The sequence below is a fragment of the Acerihabitans sp. genome, assembly GCF_036398755.1.
GTDB lineage: Bacteria > Pseudomonadota > Gammaproteobacteria > Enterobacterales > Enterobacteriaceae > Acerihabitans.
In genome coordinates, this window is sequence record NZ_DASWOM010000018.1 from 36,917 (window position 1) to 51,718 (window position 14,802).

At 61.2% G+C, this 14,802-nt stretch carries 18 protein-coding genes; 1 reads left to right on the forward strand and 17 read right to left on the reverse strand.

Features of this window, described 5'->3' with window-relative positions; genetic code table 11:
• Positions 1-20: 20 nt before the first annotated feature.
• Complete coding sequence (locus tag VGC33_RS03655; protein WP_331119145.1) at positions 21-395, reverse strand: fibronectin type III domain-containing protein; 375 nt, start codon at positions 393-395, stop codon at positions 21-23.
• Between the two features lie 228 nt (positions 396-623).
• Here VGC33_RS03655 and VGC33_RS03660 point away from each other — a divergent pair, with 228 nt between their 5' ends.
• Entirely contained in the window at positions 624-1,127 is a 504-nt protein-coding gene (locus tag VGC33_RS03660) for a hypothetical protein (protein WP_331119147.1), read from the forward strand.
• Positions 1,128-1,783: 656 nt separating this feature from the next.
• Here VGC33_RS03660 and VGC33_RS03665 read toward each other — a convergent pair.
• The 16 genes from VGC33_RS03665 to VGC33_RS03740 all read right to left on the reverse strand — a co-directional run bounded on the left by VGC33_RS03665 (position 1,784) and on the right by VGC33_RS03740 (position 14,792).
• Positions 1,784-2,644, reverse strand: coding sequence for a GHMP family kinase ATP-binding protein (locus VGC33_RS03665; protein WP_331119149.1), 861 nt, complete (start codon positions 2,642-2,644; stop codon positions 1,784-1,786).
• A gap of 89 nt (positions 2,645-2,733) precedes the next feature.
• Positions 2,734-3,813 carry a threonine-phosphate decarboxylase CobD gene (gene cobD, locus VGC33_RS03670; protein WP_331119151.1) on the reverse strand — a complete coding sequence of 360 codons (1,080 nt, stop codon included), beginning with the start codon at positions 3,811-3,813 and terminating at the stop codon, positions 2,734-2,736.
• A gap of 61 nt (positions 3,814-3,874) precedes the next feature.
• Complete coding sequence (cobA, locus tag VGC33_RS03675) at positions 3,875-4,606, reverse strand: uroporphyrinogen-III C-methyltransferase (RefSeq protein WP_331119153.1); 732 nt, start codon at positions 4,604-4,606, stop codon at positions 3,875-3,877.
• Positions 4,596-5,804: an acetate/propionate family kinase gene (locus tag VGC33_RS03680; RefSeq protein ID WP_331119155.1), complete on the reverse strand. Its 1,209-nt coding sequence runs from the start codon at positions 5,802-5,804 to the stop codon at positions 4,596-4,598. The genes cobA and VGC33_RS03680 overlap by 11 nt, the downstream gene beginning before the upstream one ends.
• An 18-nt stretch (positions 5,805-5,822) precedes the next feature.
• Positions 5,823-6,251: a EutP/PduV family microcompartment system protein gene (locus VGC33_RS03685; RefSeq protein WP_331119157.1), complete on the reverse strand. Its 429-nt coding sequence runs from the start codon at positions 6,249-6,251 to the stop codon at positions 5,823-5,825.
• Between the two features lie 3 nt (positions 6,252-6,254).
• Positions 6,255-6,605: an ethanolamine utilization microcompartment protein EutS gene (gene eutS, locus VGC33_RS03690; protein WP_331119159.1), complete on the reverse strand. Its 351-nt coding sequence runs from the start codon at positions 6,603-6,605 to the stop codon at positions 6,255-6,257.
• 16 nt (positions 6,606-6,621) lie between these two features.
• Positions 6,622-7,731 (reverse strand): 1-propanol dehydrogenase PduQ, encoded by a 1,110-nt coding sequence (locus tag VGC33_RS03695; protein WP_331119161.1) that lies wholly within the window; start codon positions 7,729-7,731, stop codon positions 6,622-6,624.
• Positions 7,732-7,760: 29 nt separating this feature from the next.
• Positions 7,761-9,149, reverse strand: a complete 1,389-nt coding sequence (locus VGC33_RS03700) for an aldehyde dehydrogenase family protein (RefSeq protein ID WP_331119163.1) — start codon at positions 9,147-9,149, stop codon at positions 7,761-7,763.
• Positions 9,146-10,237: a cob(I)yrinic acid a,c-diamide adenosyltransferase gene (locus VGC33_RS03705; protein ID WP_331119165.1), complete on the reverse strand. Its 1,092-nt coding sequence runs from the start codon at positions 10,235-10,237 to the stop codon at positions 9,146-9,148. The genes VGC33_RS03700 and VGC33_RS03705 overlap by 4 nt, the downstream gene beginning before the upstream one ends.
• A 24-nt stretch (positions 10,238-10,261) precedes the next feature.
• A complete protein-coding gene (locus tag VGC33_RS03710; RefSeq protein WP_331119167.1) occupies positions 10,262-10,534 on the reverse strand; it encodes a EutN/CcmL family microcompartment protein in 273 nt (90 codons plus the stop codon).
• Between the two features lie 3 nt (positions 10,535-10,537).
• Positions 10,538-11,044 carry a PduM family microcompartment protein gene (pduM, locus tag VGC33_RS03715; RefSeq protein ID WP_331119169.1) on the reverse strand — a complete coding sequence of 169 codons (507 nt, stop codon included), beginning with the start codon at positions 11,042-11,044 and terminating at the stop codon, positions 10,538-10,540.
• 2 nt (positions 11,045-11,046) lie between these two features.
• Positions 11,047-11,676: a phosphate propanoyltransferase gene (pduL, locus tag VGC33_RS03720; RefSeq protein ID WP_331119171.1), complete on the reverse strand. Its 630-nt coding sequence runs from the start codon at positions 11,674-11,676 to the stop codon at positions 11,047-11,049.
• A gap of 5 nt (positions 11,677-11,681) precedes the next feature.
• A complete protein-coding gene (locus tag VGC33_RS03725) occupies positions 11,682-12,263 on the reverse strand; it encodes a BMC domain-containing protein (protein WP_331119173.1) in 582 nt (193 codons plus the stop codon).
• Between the two features lie 15 nt (positions 12,264-12,278).
• A complete protein-coding gene (locus VGC33_RS03730) occupies positions 12,279-12,569 on the reverse strand; it encodes a BMC domain-containing protein (protein ID WP_331119175.1) in 291 nt (96 codons plus the stop codon).
• A 47-nt stretch (positions 12,570-12,616) separates the two neighbouring features.
• Positions 12,617-12,970, reverse strand: a complete 354-nt coding sequence (locus VGC33_RS03735) for a glycerol dehydratase reactivase beta/small subunit family protein (RefSeq protein WP_331119177.1) — start codon at positions 12,968-12,970, stop codon at positions 12,617-12,619.
• Positions 12,957-14,792, reverse strand: a complete 1,836-nt coding sequence (locus VGC33_RS03740; RefSeq protein WP_331119179.1) for a diol dehydratase reactivase subunit alpha — start codon at positions 14,790-14,792, stop codon at positions 12,957-12,959. Before VGC33_RS03740 ends, VGC33_RS03735 begins: the two co-directional genes overlap by 14 nt.
• Positions 14,793-14,802 lie beyond the last annotated feature (10 nt).

Below are 14,802 nucleotides of genomic sequence, written 5' to 3' on the forward strand. Positions count from 1 at the left end.
ACCCAGCCTTGGCCTGACAATCAGGAAATCTTATCCTCGGCGGGTGCGTCGGGCGGCCATGAATAAACTTCTTCTGGTGTGATACAGTTTATAGGTTCCGACGCCAGGCTGTATATTTCATCGAAGCCTACCGCGAAAATATAAAAATCATGGCGGCTATTCGGCGATAACGATTTGATAGACATAAACGTCTCGTTACCGCGTGACGCCGCGACCCAGCCACCGGGTAAACCCGTGTGCAATGCGCGATAATAGGCAACAGGTGCGCCGCCCGGTCCGGCGTTCCAGGTTATAACGGCGGTGGTAGCGGTGAGAATGGCTAAATTAAGGTTTTCGGGTGCAGCCGGCCGGGCCAAAACGGGGGAAGTGTCGCAAGCAGAAATGGGATTTGTCATTATGAAACCCTCTAATTTTACTATTTGAAATTCTGGTCGTCATTATAGTCAATGCCAAAAAGTCGGATTGTAGCATGTGTATAGCGAATGCTTGTTAAAAAATATTGCCATCATTCCGGACGGTCGTCGCTATAGACTTGATGAAGCCGGACGATTGTTGAATGGAGAGAAAATTCGCGCCTTATTGTGACAGGTTTGCTGCCCGTTAAACAGGCAGCAGAAAGTGACATGGTTATCGGCGAGTTAATACTTGGGGCGCTCGTCATACGGCCGCGGTGGATAATAGGGTGGACGCGGCGGCTCGCAATGCTGATGCGGCGGATAATACGGCGGACGCGGTGGGTAATAGGGCGGACGCGGCGGCTCGCAGTGCTGATGCGGCGGATAATGCGGCGGACGCGGTGGGTAATAGGGCGGACGCGGCGGCTCGCACTGCTGATGCGGCGGATAATACGGCGGACGCGGTGGGTAATAGGGTGGACGCGGCGGCTCGCAGTGCTGATGCGGTGGATAATACGGCGGACGCGGTGGGTAATAGGGCGGACGCGGCGGCTCGCAGTGCTGATGCGGCGGATAATACGGCGGACGCGGTGGATAATAGGGTGGGCGCGGCGGCTCACAATGCTGATGCGGCGGATAATACGGCGGACGCGGCGGCTCGCAGTGCTGATGCGGTGGATAATACGGCGGGGGCGGGTAATTTCCCGAACACGACGAATTGTTTACAAATGAATTGGTCATTTTAAATTCCTCGTAATAATTATATATACAGTTTTACGCAAGCGGAAATATAGGCTAAAGTAATATGTCAATCGTTACTAACAAGTAAATTAATAATCAAGCAATAAGAAAAAATAAATTTTACGTTGAATAAAAACAGAAATATGATTAATTTTTATAAGCGCCACGTTCAAAGATGATCCAAAGGTGTGAAATGACCTCGTTACCATTAAACAATGCCAATGATATTATCATCCTGTATTTAAAACCATCTAACTCTTTAAAGTTCCCGAATATTGACTGTATTTTTCTGTTTTCAGATCACTGTATTTTTAATTTATACCATAATGAATGGAAGCCCGATCCGTTGCTAATAAAATATTCAATTAATAAGGTTAACCAAATAATATATCAAGACACTAAATAAATGTACTATTTAATCTGGTAATGTCAATTGCATAATATGACATGGGGTTTTTTGCATTGCCAGCAATGCCTTGCTATGTCTAACAGACTGAGGGCATGAGCAAAGAGTAAATTTTTTTGCAAAAAATAGAGTAGACAATTTTTTCAAGAAAAAATTGAAGTTGGCTACCGAGTAATAGTAAGTATATTACCAGCCTCAGCGTAGTCAATTGCTTAATAGGGCATATTGTTTTTTGCCATGACTATCGCACGCCGCCCGCTACCACGCGCGTAATATGCTGGCGGGTGTAGTGGCGCAACAGGCCGGTTTCCGCCAGGGCGGCCATCAGCCGGTCTGTGTCATGTCGGCTCGCGTCGAGCAGCAGGCCGACCACGGTGCCGCTGTGGGCGACGTTCAGGCCGTAGATATCCTGCTGTTCCACAATGCGCAGCAGCTTGTCGAACCCCGGTTTAGGCAGCAGCGAATTGCGCGCCCTGGCGCTGAGCGTGGCCGCCTCTCCCAGCAGGCGGGGCGAGTGTTGCGCGCAACTTTGCCTGAACAGCATCCAGGCGCCGTTGAGCTGTTCCTCCTGGGCGCGCAGATCGTTATCGCCGATGCGCCGGTGACAGGCGCAGGTGGTCAGCGTTTGCGGACTTTCCAAAATAAGAATATCGAGCTTAGGCAGCCATTGCTGGGAAACATGGCAGGCGCCATGGCGATGGTCAAACAGCGTCAGCGCCCTGAATACCGTGCTGTCGGTGGGTTCCAGCCGCAGGCACAGCCGCGCCAGGGTGATTTCATCCAGTTCCCGCCCGAACCAGCGGGCGGTGGCCACCGCCGTGGCGGCAATGTCGGCGGTGCTGCTTGCCAATCCCTTGGCGATGGGAATGGTGGAACGGCAATCAATGCGCAGCGGCGGTACGTCGGCGGGATCAAAGCCAAAATGATCGATAACCTGATCGAGCATGCGCCGGCTGAGCGGGCGCTCCTCCGCCATGGGCCGCCCCGCGCGCACCTCCACCTCGCTGTACCAGTCGATGGGGCAGGACACCAATTTTTCTCCGCCGAGAATCCAGCCCTGCAGTAGCTCGCCGCAGGAGGCGGGGCAGCGTGCCTCAGCCATAGGCGCTCCACGGCGGGTAAGCCGCCGTAGCGGGGCGGCAACGCATGCCTATGGGCAAACGGCTCGCCTTGGCTGCCCGGCAGCGTTCTTTATCCATGGGCAAGCACGCTGCCCATGGCGTCGAGCAAGCGGCGGTTATCCGCCGCTCCCTTGATGGCCACGCGGTAATAATCGGCGGACAGTCCGGGGTAATTGGCGCAACTGCGGATAAGCAAGCCCCGCGGCAACAGTAACGCCTGCAAATCAAGGCCGGGGCGTAGGCAGCGGAAAAAAATATAATTGGCCGCCGGCCGCCAGACCTTGAGCGCGGGCAGGGCGTTAAGGCCCGTGAACAGGTATGCCTGCTGCCGTCGCAGCCAGTGCCATGAATCCCGCTGATAACCCACATCATCCAGGACCACTTCACCGGCCAGCGCGGCAAAGGCGTTCAGGGTCCAGGGGGGGCGCCGTTCGCGCAGCCGCGCCACCGCCTGACCATCGCTGCTGACCATATAGCCCAGACGCAGGCCGGGTATGGCATAAAATTTGGTCAGCGAACGCAGGACAAACACGTTAGGAAAATTGGCAAGGCTGTCAACCATACTGACGCCGTCGGCGATGAAATCCATAAACGCCTCATCCACCACCAGCGTGATCGCCATTTCGCGGCAGCGTAGGGCGATGTCCTGCATCAGATCGGGTTCAATCAGCTGGCCGGTGGGATTATTGGGCGAGCAAAGAAACAGGCAGTCGATGCCGGGGCGCAGTGCCGCCAGCAGACGCCGGTCGGGGCGAAAATCGTCTTGCTCCGCCAGGGGGTACTCTCTGATGCGGCAATCCATACCCTCCAGGGCGAGACGGTATTCGGCAAACCCCGGCGTCAGCAGCAGCACGGTTTTGCCGCGCAGCAGGAACGCCAGATCGTAAATCAGCTCGGTGGCGCCGTTGCCCGCCAGAACCCAGGACGCCGGGCAACCATGCTGCGCGGCAAGCCTGGCGTGCAGCCGGCGATAGAGCGGGTCGGGATAACGTTCCGCCAGCGACCACTGAGCGTTAAGCGCCCGCTTGAGGCTGGCGGGCATGCCGAGCGGGTTGATATTGGCGCTGAAATCGACAATCGAGGTTTCATCCATGCCGAAGGCTAACGCCATGTCCAGTACGTTGCCGCCATGCTGATTGGCTTGCGCCATAGTCGACTCCCGGCAGATTGATCAAGGTAGCGTCAGGGCCAGCGCGGCCACGCCGCCGGTATCACAACGATTGCAGCAGGGCCAGCGCGGCCACCTCGCCGATGACAATCAGCGAGGGCGCCGCCATGCCCGCCCGCGCGCTTTCCTGGGCAAGCGTGCCGAGGGTGGCCAGCACGGTGCGCTGCTCCGGATGACTGGCGTTCATCACCACCGCCGCCGGCGTGTCCGCGTCCCGGCCGTGGCTGATAAGCTGTTGGCAGATATCCGCCAGCCGCGACATGCCCATCAGGATAACCAGGGTACCCTCAAGCTGCGCCAGCACCCGCCAGTTGTGCGGATCTTTGCCGTCGCGCAGATGGCCGGTAATCACATGGAACGATGAGGCGAAATCGCGATGGGTTACCGGTATGCCCGCGCGCGCCAGCCCGCCGATGGCCGAGGTGATGCCCGGCACCACTTCGCAGGCGACGCCGGCGCGCACCAGGGCCTCGGCCTCTTCGCCGCCGCGGCCGAAGACAAACGGATCGCCGCCCTTCAGGCGCACCACCTCGCGGCCCATAGTAGCCTGTTCAATCAAGATGGCGTTAATCTGATCCTGCGGGATGGGGTGGTGATCGGCGCGTTTGCCCACATCGATAAGCACACAGTGCGCGGCGGCTTCTTTCAGCAGCAGCGGATTCACCAGGCGATCGTAGACTATCGCGTCGGCGCGCTTCAGACAGTGTAGTCCCATGACCGTAATCAGTCCCGGGTCGCCCGGACCGGCGCCCACCAGCCATACCTTACCCGACATGTTGCACCTCTTTTGGTAGCCTGAGACCGACACGCATGACGTCGCGGGCGATCATCAGTTCTTCATTGGTGGGGATCACCGCGACGATAACCGGCGCGCCGTCCTGTTGGATAAATGTGAGGTGGCGCTCATTTTTATTATCGTCCAGCCTAATGCCCAGGAACCCGAGGTTCCGGCACACCTGCCGGCGGATGCCGGCGGCGTTCTCGCCGATGCCGGCGGTAAAAATCACCACGTCCACACCGTCCATTTCAGTGGCGTAAGCGCCGATAACGCTGCGAATGCGATCGGTAAACATGGTCAGCGCCAGCGCCGCGCGGTGATTACCCGATTCGGCGGCGCTTACGATATCACGACAGTCATTGGAGATCCCAGAGACGCCCAGCAGGCCGGAGGCGTTATTCATGATCTCAAGCAATTGTTGTGCAGATTTATTTTCGCGTTCGGCGATAAACGCCGGGATCGACGGATCGATATCGCCGCAGCGCGTGCCCATCATCAGCCCGGCCAGCGGCGTGAACCCCATGGAAGTGGCGACGGAGCGGCCGCCGTCAATGGCGCAGACGCTGGCGCCGTTGCCCAAATGACAGGAGATGATCCTGAGGTCCCGGCGGCCCAGCAGGCCGGCGCAGGTTTCGGCCACGTATTTATGGCTGGTGCCGTGAAACCCGTAGCGGCGGATGCCGTAATCCTGGTAGTAACGATAGGGCAGCGGGTAAAGGTATCCGGCTTCGCTGATGGTCTGGTGATAGGCGGTGTCGAATACCCCGACGGTGACCGCGTGCGGCAAGCGGCGCAGGAATGCCCGGATGCCGCGGGCATTGACCGGATTATGGATGGGCGCCAGGGCGCTGAGTTTTTCAATCTCCACGAGTGCGGCGTCGTCGATGGGCGCGGAATCCCTGAACGTTTCGCCGCCGTGGGCCACCCGATGGCCGACGCCGTCGATACGTTCCAGGGAATCGACCACGCCCTGTTGCAACAGGGTGTCCAGCAGGTAATCCGCCGCCTGCTGGTGATCGTTAAGCGCGACCTCGGCCTGCTGCCTGCGCTCGCCCGCGCGCAGGGTGAAAACGGCGCTGCCGCTGCCCAGCCGTTCGAACAGTCCCTTGGCCAGGGTGCGTTCCGCCGGCATGGAAAACAATTCGAACTTAAGCGACGAACTGCCGGAATTAACCGCCATGATAAGGTGTGTCATCTGTTACTCCGAAAAAGTTTATTCCAGATACGTCAGCAGTGGCGTAATACCTTCCCGCCGGGTGGCCGAAACGATAAACAGCGGATCCGCGCCGGCCTGCTTTAATTGATTTATCACGAACGCCCGTTGTTTTTCTCCCACCGGAATATCGCTTTTGGTGACAATGCCAATAACCGGTTTATTAAACAACATGGCGAACATGGGTGAAAAATAACTGTTCTCACTGTCGAGGCCCTGCACCAAGGCGACGATATCCGCCTCGTAGGAACTGGAGAGCAGCGCGCTGTAAAAGTGGCGGTTCTCGATATATTCCCCCGGGCTGTCTATGGCGTCGGCCAGGTAGACCATCGACTGCGTTTTGCGGTAAACCAGCGGATCGCCGCGCAGGCATTGCAGCAGCGTGGTCTTCCCCGACTGGCTGGGCCCGAGCAGCATCAAGCGTTTCACCGCTCAGGTCCGGGTCAGCGCGCAGGGGGTGAATTTCATCATCTCGCCCAGGGTATACAGCACCTGTTTCAGGGCATATTCCACCGAGGACACATCGCCGCAAATAATCACCGCGCCGGTAAAACGATCGATAAAACCAATCTTTATCGCGCCGGATTTGGTGGCGATATCGCTGGCGATAATTGAGGCTTCGCTCGGCGTGATGGTGAGGATGCCGATGGCATTGTCATCTTCATTCAGCCCCAGTTTTTTATAAATATCCTTATTGGGATTGGCGATTAAATGCGCCAGCGTAATTTGTTTGCCGGGAACATATTCCTGGATCACGCGCTCGGTCTTTATTTCGCTATTCATGGTGTCCTGTTTATCGCTATATCACGGCGCTGATGATCGCCCCGATATCGTTATCCGACGCCGGGCGCGGATTGGTGGCTAACGTGGCGTCGCTTAACGCCGCGCGGACCATATCGGGCGCGGCGAGGCGTATTTTTTCCGCGCCGAGCGCCAGCGCGCCAAGGCCGGCGGGGATGCCGATCCGTCGCTTTAGCTGGCTGATATGGTTAAGCAACTGGTTTAATCCGGCGCGATCGTCGCTTTGCCGGGCCGCCAGGCCGCATATCCTGGCCAGGCGGGCATATTTTTTCGCCGCCCGCGCGTCCTGGCTGTTAAACCGTATGACCTCGGTCAGCAGCAGCGCGTTGGCCAGGCCGTGCGCCACGTGCAGTTGTCCGCCGAACTGATGGGCGATGGCATGGTTCAACCCAAGCCCGGCCTGGCTGAAGGCCATGCCGGCCAGGGTCGAGGCGTTGTGCATTTTTTCCCGGGTGCGCAGGCAGTCTCCCTGAGCATAGGCCGCGGGCAGGTGGCGAAACACCAGTTGCGCGGCTTTTTCCGCCAGCGCGTCGCTGAAATCGCTGGCGCCGGTGGACACATAAGCCTCAACGGCATGGGTCAGCACGTCCATGCCGGTATTGGCCGTCACCGCCGGCGGCACCGATACCACCAACTGCGGATCGAGCAGGGCGATATCGGGATAAATGGCATCGTCGAACAGGGGATACTTGATGCCCCGCGCCGGATCGCTTATCACGCTGGCGCTGGTCACTTCCGAGCCGGTGCCGCTGGTGGTGGGAATGGCGATAAAGGTGTCGATGGCAATGCCCAGGCGGCGGCCGAAAAACACCATGGCCTTGGCGGCGTCGATAGCGGACCCGCCGCCGAAACCGATCACTACGTCGGGCCTGATCGACTGCAGCCGTTCGATACCGGCCACCACGGTGGCGATGGGCGGATCCGGCATGATTTCGCTGAACAGGCTGACCCGATCGGCGTCCAGATGCGCCAGCAGGCGCGCGATGGCGCCGCCCTTGGCCAGGAAGCTATCGCAGACCAGCCAGATTTTCTTGCCCCGGTAGCGCTCCAGGCGCTCCAGGCTGTCGGTGCCGCTATAGACGCGGGTCGGGATGACAAAACGTTTCATCGTTTTTCCTTTACCTCAACGCACGGTGTTTAACGGATGGAAAACGCATTGCTCAGCACGCAACGGCGGTGGCGGGCAAAGGTGCGCGCCGATGTGGTGCCTTCGCCGGTGGGGGTGGCGATGGTAAAGGTGGCGAACCCTTCGGCGCCCACGCCGATGCCGGCATAGGACGGGCCGTTTTTGACAAAAATCGAGGTTTGCAGCAGCCTGGCCGCCTTATTGAGCCGCGAGACGTTTTGCGAATGCATGGTGGCGGTATGGTGCAGCCCGCCTTCCACCTTGAGCGCCAGCCGCAGGCCGCTGTCGAAATCAGGCACCCGCACCACCGGCAGGATCGGCATCAGCTGTTCCACCGAGACCAGCAGGTCGTCGGCGCCGACCTCGACCAGCAGCAGGCGCGGCGCCTTGTCTGGCGCCGGCAGGCCGGCGGCTTGCAGCAGCGCCAGCGGACTTTTGCCCACCAGCGCCTTATTGGCGTGGCCGTCGATAATGGCGACGTTGCGCAGCTTGTCGATATTGCCGTCGCCGCTGACGATCAGCGCGCCGCATTTTTGCATTTCCGCCAGCAGGGCGTCGGCCACGCTTTCCACCACGATCAGGCTTTTTTCGGCGGTGCAGGGCAGGTTGTAGTCAAAGGACGCGCCGCTGACGATATCCTGCGCCGCTTTATCCAGCACCGCGGTTTCATCCACCAGACTCGGCGGGTTGCCGGCGCCGGCGCCGATGGTTTTTTTACCGCTTTTCAGCGCCATGTTGACAATGCCGGGACCGCCGGTGATGGCCAGCAGGGCGATGAGGGGATGTTTCATCATGTGTTGCGTGGACTCGAAGCTTGGCTCGCGCAGGCAGGTCACCAGGTTATGGATGCCGCAGGCGGTGAAAACAATCGCTTCGATCTGCTCGATAAGCCACAACGACACATTTTTGGCGCCGGGATGCGGGCTGAAGAATATGGTGTTGCCGGCGGCCAGCATGCTGATGCAGTTATTGATGATGGTCTCGGTGGGATTGGTGCTGGGCGCCACCGATCCTATTACGCCGAACGGCGAATACTCGAACAATACCATGCCTTCGTCGCCGGTAATGGCCTCGGTGACCAGGTCTTCCACGCCGGGGGTTTTTTCCAGCGCCACGCGGTTTTTCAGCAGCTTATCCTCTACCCGGCCCATGCCGGTCTCCTGGGCGCCGCGCTCGGCCAGCACCTGCAGATGCGGCACCAGTTCATGGCGGATGGCGGCGATCACCGCGTTGCGTGTTTTCAGCGGGCACTGCTGATAGGCCAGGAACGCCGTATGGGCCGCGGTAATCGCCCGTTCGACATCATCGAACAGGGCCGCGGTGGCGTTTTCCCGCCGCGCCGGTTCGAGTTTTTCGCGTACGATGCTGCGGATAAGCGTTTCCAGTTCATTATTGTTCATGATTCTTTCCCTACATTGCATTGTGAGATGGCCCATTGGGCGATGTGCCGGTCCTGGTCGACGGTGCCGCCGCTGATGCCCAGCCCGCCTATCAGCAGGCCCGCGCGATAGAGTGGATACCCGCCGCCGAAGGTGACAATCCTGCCGCCCGATGAGGCTTCCAATTGATACAGCGCGGCGCCGGGTTGAACCTGTGCGCCAAGATGATGAGTGGCGGTTTTCAGCGCCACGGCGGACCAGGCCTTTTTCGGCGCCAGATCGAGGGCAGCCAGCAGCGCGTCGTGCATACGATAGGTCATCACCGGATTGCCGTGACGATCGACGATGGCCATCACCACCGCCACCGCCAGGTTTCCGGCCGCGTCCATCGCCGCCCGCAGCAGGCGATGCGCCAGTATGAAATTCAGTTCATCCGCCGCCTGCGGGACGCCTGAAACCAAGCCATGGGATCCGTCGGCGTCATTGCCGCGCGGCGCGCGGCGTTCAGGGATAGCGGTCCCATCGCCGTCGGCGCCAGGGGCTTCGCTTGCCCGATAGCGCCGCATCACCTCGCCGACCACGGCGTCGGTTTCGGCGCGGCGATCTTCAAAACGGGCCAGCGCATACAAACAGTCCGACAGCCGGTTGATATAACCGAGCACCTCGCCGCGCAGGGGCGTCTCGTCCGCCAGCCGCGCCAGCAGCCGTTCGGCGCGCCGCGCCACGGTGCGGGCGAGATGCAATTGGCTGCCGGCCGGGCTGTCGCCGGGCAGTACAAAGCCGGTAACCGGCGGCAGGGCCGCCATGCAGCGATCGATGGCCTGCTCCAACTGCGTAATCTGTTCCGCGCCCAGTCGCTGGACGCCTTCGGCCCGCAGATCGGGCCGATCGTCGGCCAGTTCCGCGCCCAGCCAGAATAATTGCCGCTGGATGGCGCGCAGCAGCAGACGGTTTTGCGCGTCGCCCACCAGGTGGGTGGCCACCGCCAGGCAGGCGTTCAGCTCATCCACCGTGCCGTAGGCATCGACGCGCGGATGATATTTTTTGATGCGTTGCCCGCCGATAAGCGACGTGGTGCCGCTATCGCCGGTTTTGGTATAGATGCTCATTACCCGCTCCTTATCCGGCCGCCGTTAGGGAACAATGGTGTCGACTATGCCGACGATCGCCAGGTCGATGGCCTGGTTAGGTTCGGCAAAAACCCAGCGCGCCGACGCCCCTCGCGCCAGCAGCACGATTTCGCCTTCGCCCGCGCCGACCGAATCGACCGCCACTTCCTGCTGCGTGAAGCCGTTGGGCGCGGAGCCATCGACGTTGACCGGTTCCACCACCATTAATTTTTTACCCAGCAGCGAAGGCGCCTTCTGCGTCGACACCACCGAACCGATTACGCGAGCCAGTTGCATGTTCTAGTCCTGCCTGTAAAGTTGAAGACGACGTTTAACGATTTCATCCCTGGCCAAGGCGGTGAGCAGCACATGGCGCGCCACCACGAGATAACCCGGCTGCAGCGGACGGATATCGGCATAGCCGGCCACCGGGCCAGCCAGCAGGTGAACCGGCCTGCCGTCCGGCGTGCAAAACCGCAGCGGCAGCCGCAGCAGACCGGCCACCGGCAGCAGGCCGAATCCGGCGCTGTCGATTTCAAGCCGCACCCGCATGCCGTCGCGCCAGGCCTGGCGGAGCGCGTCCTGCGCCGCATCCTCCCGCCGGCCGTCGGCCAGCCGGGATAAAAAAGCCGGCGTGGTGTGCGTAATCCGCAGGCGGGCATGGCGCAGGGCGGCGTCCGCCGGCCAGCCGCGCAACAGCTGCGCAAGCGATAACACCAGCTCGGCCCGCTGGCGCTGTTGCAGCCGCAGTAAAACCTGCGCCAGACATTGCGCCAGCCATTGTTCCCCCGTCTGCCCCTGGCTCATGGTCAACGCCCCAGTAAAACCGCGGTGGCGCCTTTGTCACCGGCGTCGGCCGCATTGGCTTCGTCGGTATCAATATGCATTTCCAGGCGCATATGCTCGCCCACCCGGATTATCACGTCGTCGAAGGTGAGCCGGCGGCCGGTGCCCCGCAGGGCCACGCGCACCGCATCGCCCGGTTTCACGCCGAACAGCAGCGCATCCAGCGGCGACATATGGATATGCCGTTGCGCCACGATCACGCCATGGGGTAATTCCAGCTCGCCGCTGGCGCTGACCAGCCTGATACCCGGCGTATCGTCCAGGTTGCCCGACAGGCGCAGCGGCGCGGCGACGCCCAGCAGCCGGGCGTCGGTGCGGGAAATTTCCACCTGCGACTGGCCGCGCAGCGGGCCGAGGATGCGCACGTTTTTCAAGGTGCCTTTCGGGCCGACCAGGCTGACCACCTGCTCGGAGGCAAACTGCCCGGGCTGATACAGATCTTTTTTAAAGACCAGCGGCCGGCCGGGAAACAAATGTTCATAATCCTCGAGGGACAGATGCAAATGCCGGTTCGATACGCCAAGCGGCACGGGCCGCCGCCGCATATCGAGCAGTACGTTTTCCACCAGGGACTGCAACTCCAATGTTTCCATCTGACTTAGCCTCTTTCTCCGTCATGAATGCATGTCGCGCGGGGGTCGCCCTTGCGGCGCGGGCAGGCCGGGTCGTGACATAAATTACATAGGCCCGATTGCGCCGGCGTCATCTCCGGCGCAACATCCCGCTCGGGCTCGTCAGTGGCGACCCCGGCCGCAACATCCCGCGCGGGTTCACCGGTGGCGACCTCGTCCGCCGGCGCGCCGGTGACGTCGACGGCGGGAGGGTCTTGTTCGTTCACGGCGTCTTTGCCGTGGCTAACGTCCGGCAAGGGGTCGACGGTTGGGCGGATTTTTATCGCGCTGTCCGCCGCGCCGTGAAACCAGCCGTCAAGGCCGTCGGCGGGGCGGGCGATAACCCGGTCCGCCACCCAGCCGTGTTCCCGGTGCGCCAGCGCCGCGCCGTTGGTTATCGCCGAATTGACCGCCGCCACATCACCGGTAATGGTGATAAGCATCCAGCCCGAACCGTTGGTCCGTTCGATGCCGGTCAGGGCAACGTTCGCCGCCTTGACCATGGTGTCGGCCGCCTTGACGGCCAATGCCAGACCGGCGACTTCAAGCAAGCCCAATGAGGTTTTCACGCGGTCACCTTCAGGTTACTCACCCAGGACCGGGGTGGCGGTGGGCAAGAAGCCCTCGACGTCCGAATGCGGACGGGGAATAACGTGGGTGGAGACCACGTTGCCGATGCCCTGGGCCGCCGCGGCGCCGGCGTCGACCGCGGCCTTGACCGCGCCGACGTCGCCGCGCACCATAACCGTCACCAGCCCGGATCCTATTTTTTCATAACCCACCAGTTGGACATTGGCCGATTTGACCATGGCGTCCGCGGCGATAATGGCGCCCACCAATCCTTTGGTTTCAATTAATCCCAATGCGTTGTTCATCTTGACTCTCCTGTTGCGGGCGACTTTTCAGGGTCGATTGCCCGGCATTATTTAAACGGTAACCCTTTGACCAGCCGTGCCGCGTTGCAGCCCAGCCGGCGGATTTCTTGCGCCGGCAGCCGCGCATGGTCCTTAAGGACAAACAGCGGCCGTTCGACGGGTAAATGGGGATCGTGCACCACCATATCCTGCGCATTCACCGCCACGCCCACCGCCAGCGGCGAGGCGTTCGACGCCTGGTGCGCCAGGCTTGCCAGCGGGCCGGCGTCGTCGCCGGCGTCATGCAGCGCGAACGGGATGCCTTCTTCTTCCATGCCCAGCAGCAACTGACGCCAGCCGGGCGGTACGCCGCCGCACAGGACGACGATAATGGCCGGATGGCTTAACTCAGGCAGGCTCATGGTTCGCCTCCGCGGCCCATGACAGCACCAGTCCGGTGGCGACGGCGTTGCGCGGGCCTTCACCGCCGCGCACGTTGCCCTGGCCGGCCACCAGATGGAAATGTGCCAGGGCGTCCGTCACCAACTGCGGTATTTCAAAGTCCAGCGCCGAGCCGCCCACCAGTACCACGAAGGGAATATCGCGGATGCTGCCGGTCGGGCTGACCTGGGCCAGCGCGCGCAGGGCGTTGGCGACGAATACCCGCTGTTTGGCGCTGCGCCGCACCACGCGCACTTTTTCCAGCGCCAGGTCGCCGGGCAGGGGCGCCAGGCCGTCTTCCCTGACCACCACCACCCGGGCAAACACCTCGGCCGGCAAGGGCTTATCAAAGAACTGCACGCTGCCGTCCTCATGGCGGATATGGAACAGGCTTTCCACCTTGGCCAGGGGATATTTTTTGATATCCTCCGCCAGTTGGCGCTGCTCCAGCCCCAGCTCGGAGTTGATAAGCAGCGTCACCATATCGCCGGCGCCCGCCAAATGGGTGGCGACGATACGGCCGTTGGCGTCGATGATCGAGGCGTCGGTGGATCCGGCGCCCAGATCGAGGATCGCCAGCGGCCGCTGCGTGCCCGGCGTGGTCAGCGCGCCGAGGATGGCCGCCTCGGCCTCCGCGCCGCCGATGGTGACCCTGACCCCGGTTTGCTGGTGCAACGCGTCGGCGATGTCCAGCATCTGCAGGCGATCGGATTTCACCATCGCGGCGATGCCCACCGCCTGCTCCATAAAGAATTCCCCGGCCAGACCGCCCTTGACGTTCACCGGCACGAAGGTATCCACCGCCAGCAGATCCTGGATGGCGATGGCGGCGGGATCCTTATTGGTCAGCTCCGCCATGGTCTGGCGCACCTGCTCCAGCATGCCGCCGATATGGGTGCCGGATTCGCCGCCGGCGTTGTCGAGCCGGCCGAGGGCGGACACCGCCGCCATAATCTTCTCCGCGCCCTGGTGCACGTCGATGCGGGTCACCCGGTTGCCGGCATACAGCTCCAGATGCCCGGCCGGGATGGTGCGCGCCTTGACATCGCCCTTGGGGGTTTTCACCACCACGGCCGAGCGGGTGCCGATAAGCGAACGGGCCACCGGCACGATGGCGCGCGTTTCCTCGGCGTTGAGTTTAAACACGGTGGCGATGCCGTAAGGATTGGCCAACTGGGTAATGACCTTGCCTTTAGCAGCCACTTCCACCGCCGCCGGCATGCCGAGCGGGATGCGCTCGATATGACGCACCTCGTCGACGATGGGGATGGGCTGGTCCAGCCGGTTGCTGACCAGCACGCCGTCGTCGCGCTGTAAAATCGCCGCGGTAATGCGAAAGCCGGCTTTGACCGCCGCGTTTATCATCGCGGCGATATCGGCAAAATCGAGCGCGGCCGGGGCTATGACGATATAAGGCTCCTCCACGGAGCGCGTCAAAAGCTCGTCGAAACCGATGGTGATACCGGCCCCCAGCCCCAGCCCGCCCGGCGTTTTGGGGTTATGGCCAATCATGGTGGACTCGGTTATCACCGTTTCGGTGATGGTTTCCATCGCCACGTCGCCGATAACCGGCGTCGCTTCGTTGAGCCGGATAAGCGTCAGGTCGGCAATGGTGATGCCGGCCCGCGCCACTACGGTATTCAGGGCCTGCATTATCCCGAACACGTTGCGTTTGGTGCCTTTGATTCCGGTGGTTTCCGCCAGCGAACTGGCGACAAACGTCAATGCCCCGCTGGAGGAGACCTGCGCCAGCGCCGCCTCGGTGGAGGAATTACCGATATCCACCCCTACGATATAACCCATCTGCCGCTCC

Excerpts from the sequence above, each read along its gene's own strand:
- VGC33_RS03655 (WP_331119145.1), bottom strand. The coding sequence starts at position 395 with ATGACAAATCCCATTTCTGCTTGCGACACTTCCCCCGTTTTGGCCCGG.
- VGC33_RS03660 (WP_331119147.1), top strand. The coding sequence starts at position 624 with ATGGTTATCGGCGAGTTAATACTTGGGGCGCTCGTCATACGGCCGCGG.
- VGC33_RS03665 (WP_331119149.1), bottom strand. The coding sequence starts at position 2,644 with ATGGCTGAGGCACGCTGCCCCGCCTCCTGCGGCGAGCTACTGCAGGGC.
- cobD (WP_331119151.1), bottom strand. The coding sequence starts at position 3,813 with ATGGCGCAAGCCAATCAGCATGGCGGCAACGTACTGGACATGGCGTTA.
- cobA (WP_331119153.1), bottom strand. The coding sequence starts at position 4,606 with ATGTCGGGTAAGGTATGGCTGGTGGGCGCCGGTCCGGGCGACCCGGGA.
- VGC33_RS03680 (WP_331119155.1), bottom strand. The coding sequence starts at position 5,804 with ATGACACACCTTATCATGGCGGTTAATTCCGGCAGTTCGTCGCTTAAG.
- eutS (WP_331119159.1), bottom strand. The coding sequence starts at position 6,605 with ATGAATAGCGAAATAAAGACCGAGCGCGTGATCCAGGAATATGTTCCC.
- VGC33_RS03695 (WP_331119161.1), bottom strand. The coding sequence starts at position 7,731 with ATGAAACGTTTTGTCATCCCGACCCGCGTCTATAGCGGCACCGACAGC.
- VGC33_RS03700 (WP_331119163.1), bottom strand. The coding sequence starts at position 9,149 with ATGAACAATAATGAACTGGAAACGCTTATCCGCAGCATCGTACGCGAA.
- VGC33_RS03705 (WP_331119165.1), bottom strand. The coding sequence starts at position 10,237 with ATGAGCATCTATACCAAAACCGGCGATAGCGGCACCACGTCGCTTATC.
- VGC33_RS03710 (WP_331119167.1), bottom strand. The coding sequence starts at position 10,534 with ATGCAACTGGCTCGCGTAATCGGTTCGGTGGTGTCGACGCAGAAGGCG.
- pduM (WP_331119169.1), bottom strand. The coding sequence starts at position 11,044 with ATGAGCCAGGGGCAGACGGGGGAACAATGGCTGGCGCAATGTCTGGCG.
- pduL (WP_331119171.1), bottom strand. The coding sequence starts at position 11,676 with ATGGAAACATTGGAGTTGCAGTCCCTGGTGGAAAACGTACTGCTCGAT.
- VGC33_RS03730 (WP_331119175.1), bottom strand. The coding sequence starts at position 12,569 with ATGAACAACGCATTGGGATTAATTGAAACCAAAGGATTGGTGGGCGCC.
- VGC33_RS03735 (WP_331119177.1), bottom strand. The coding sequence starts at position 12,970 with ATGAGCCTGCCTGAGTTAAGCCATCCGGCCATTATCGTCGTCCTGTGC.
- VGC33_RS03740 (WP_331119179.1), bottom strand. The coding sequence starts at position 14,792 with ATGGGTTATATCGTAGGGGTGGATATCGGTAATTCCTCCACCGAGGCG.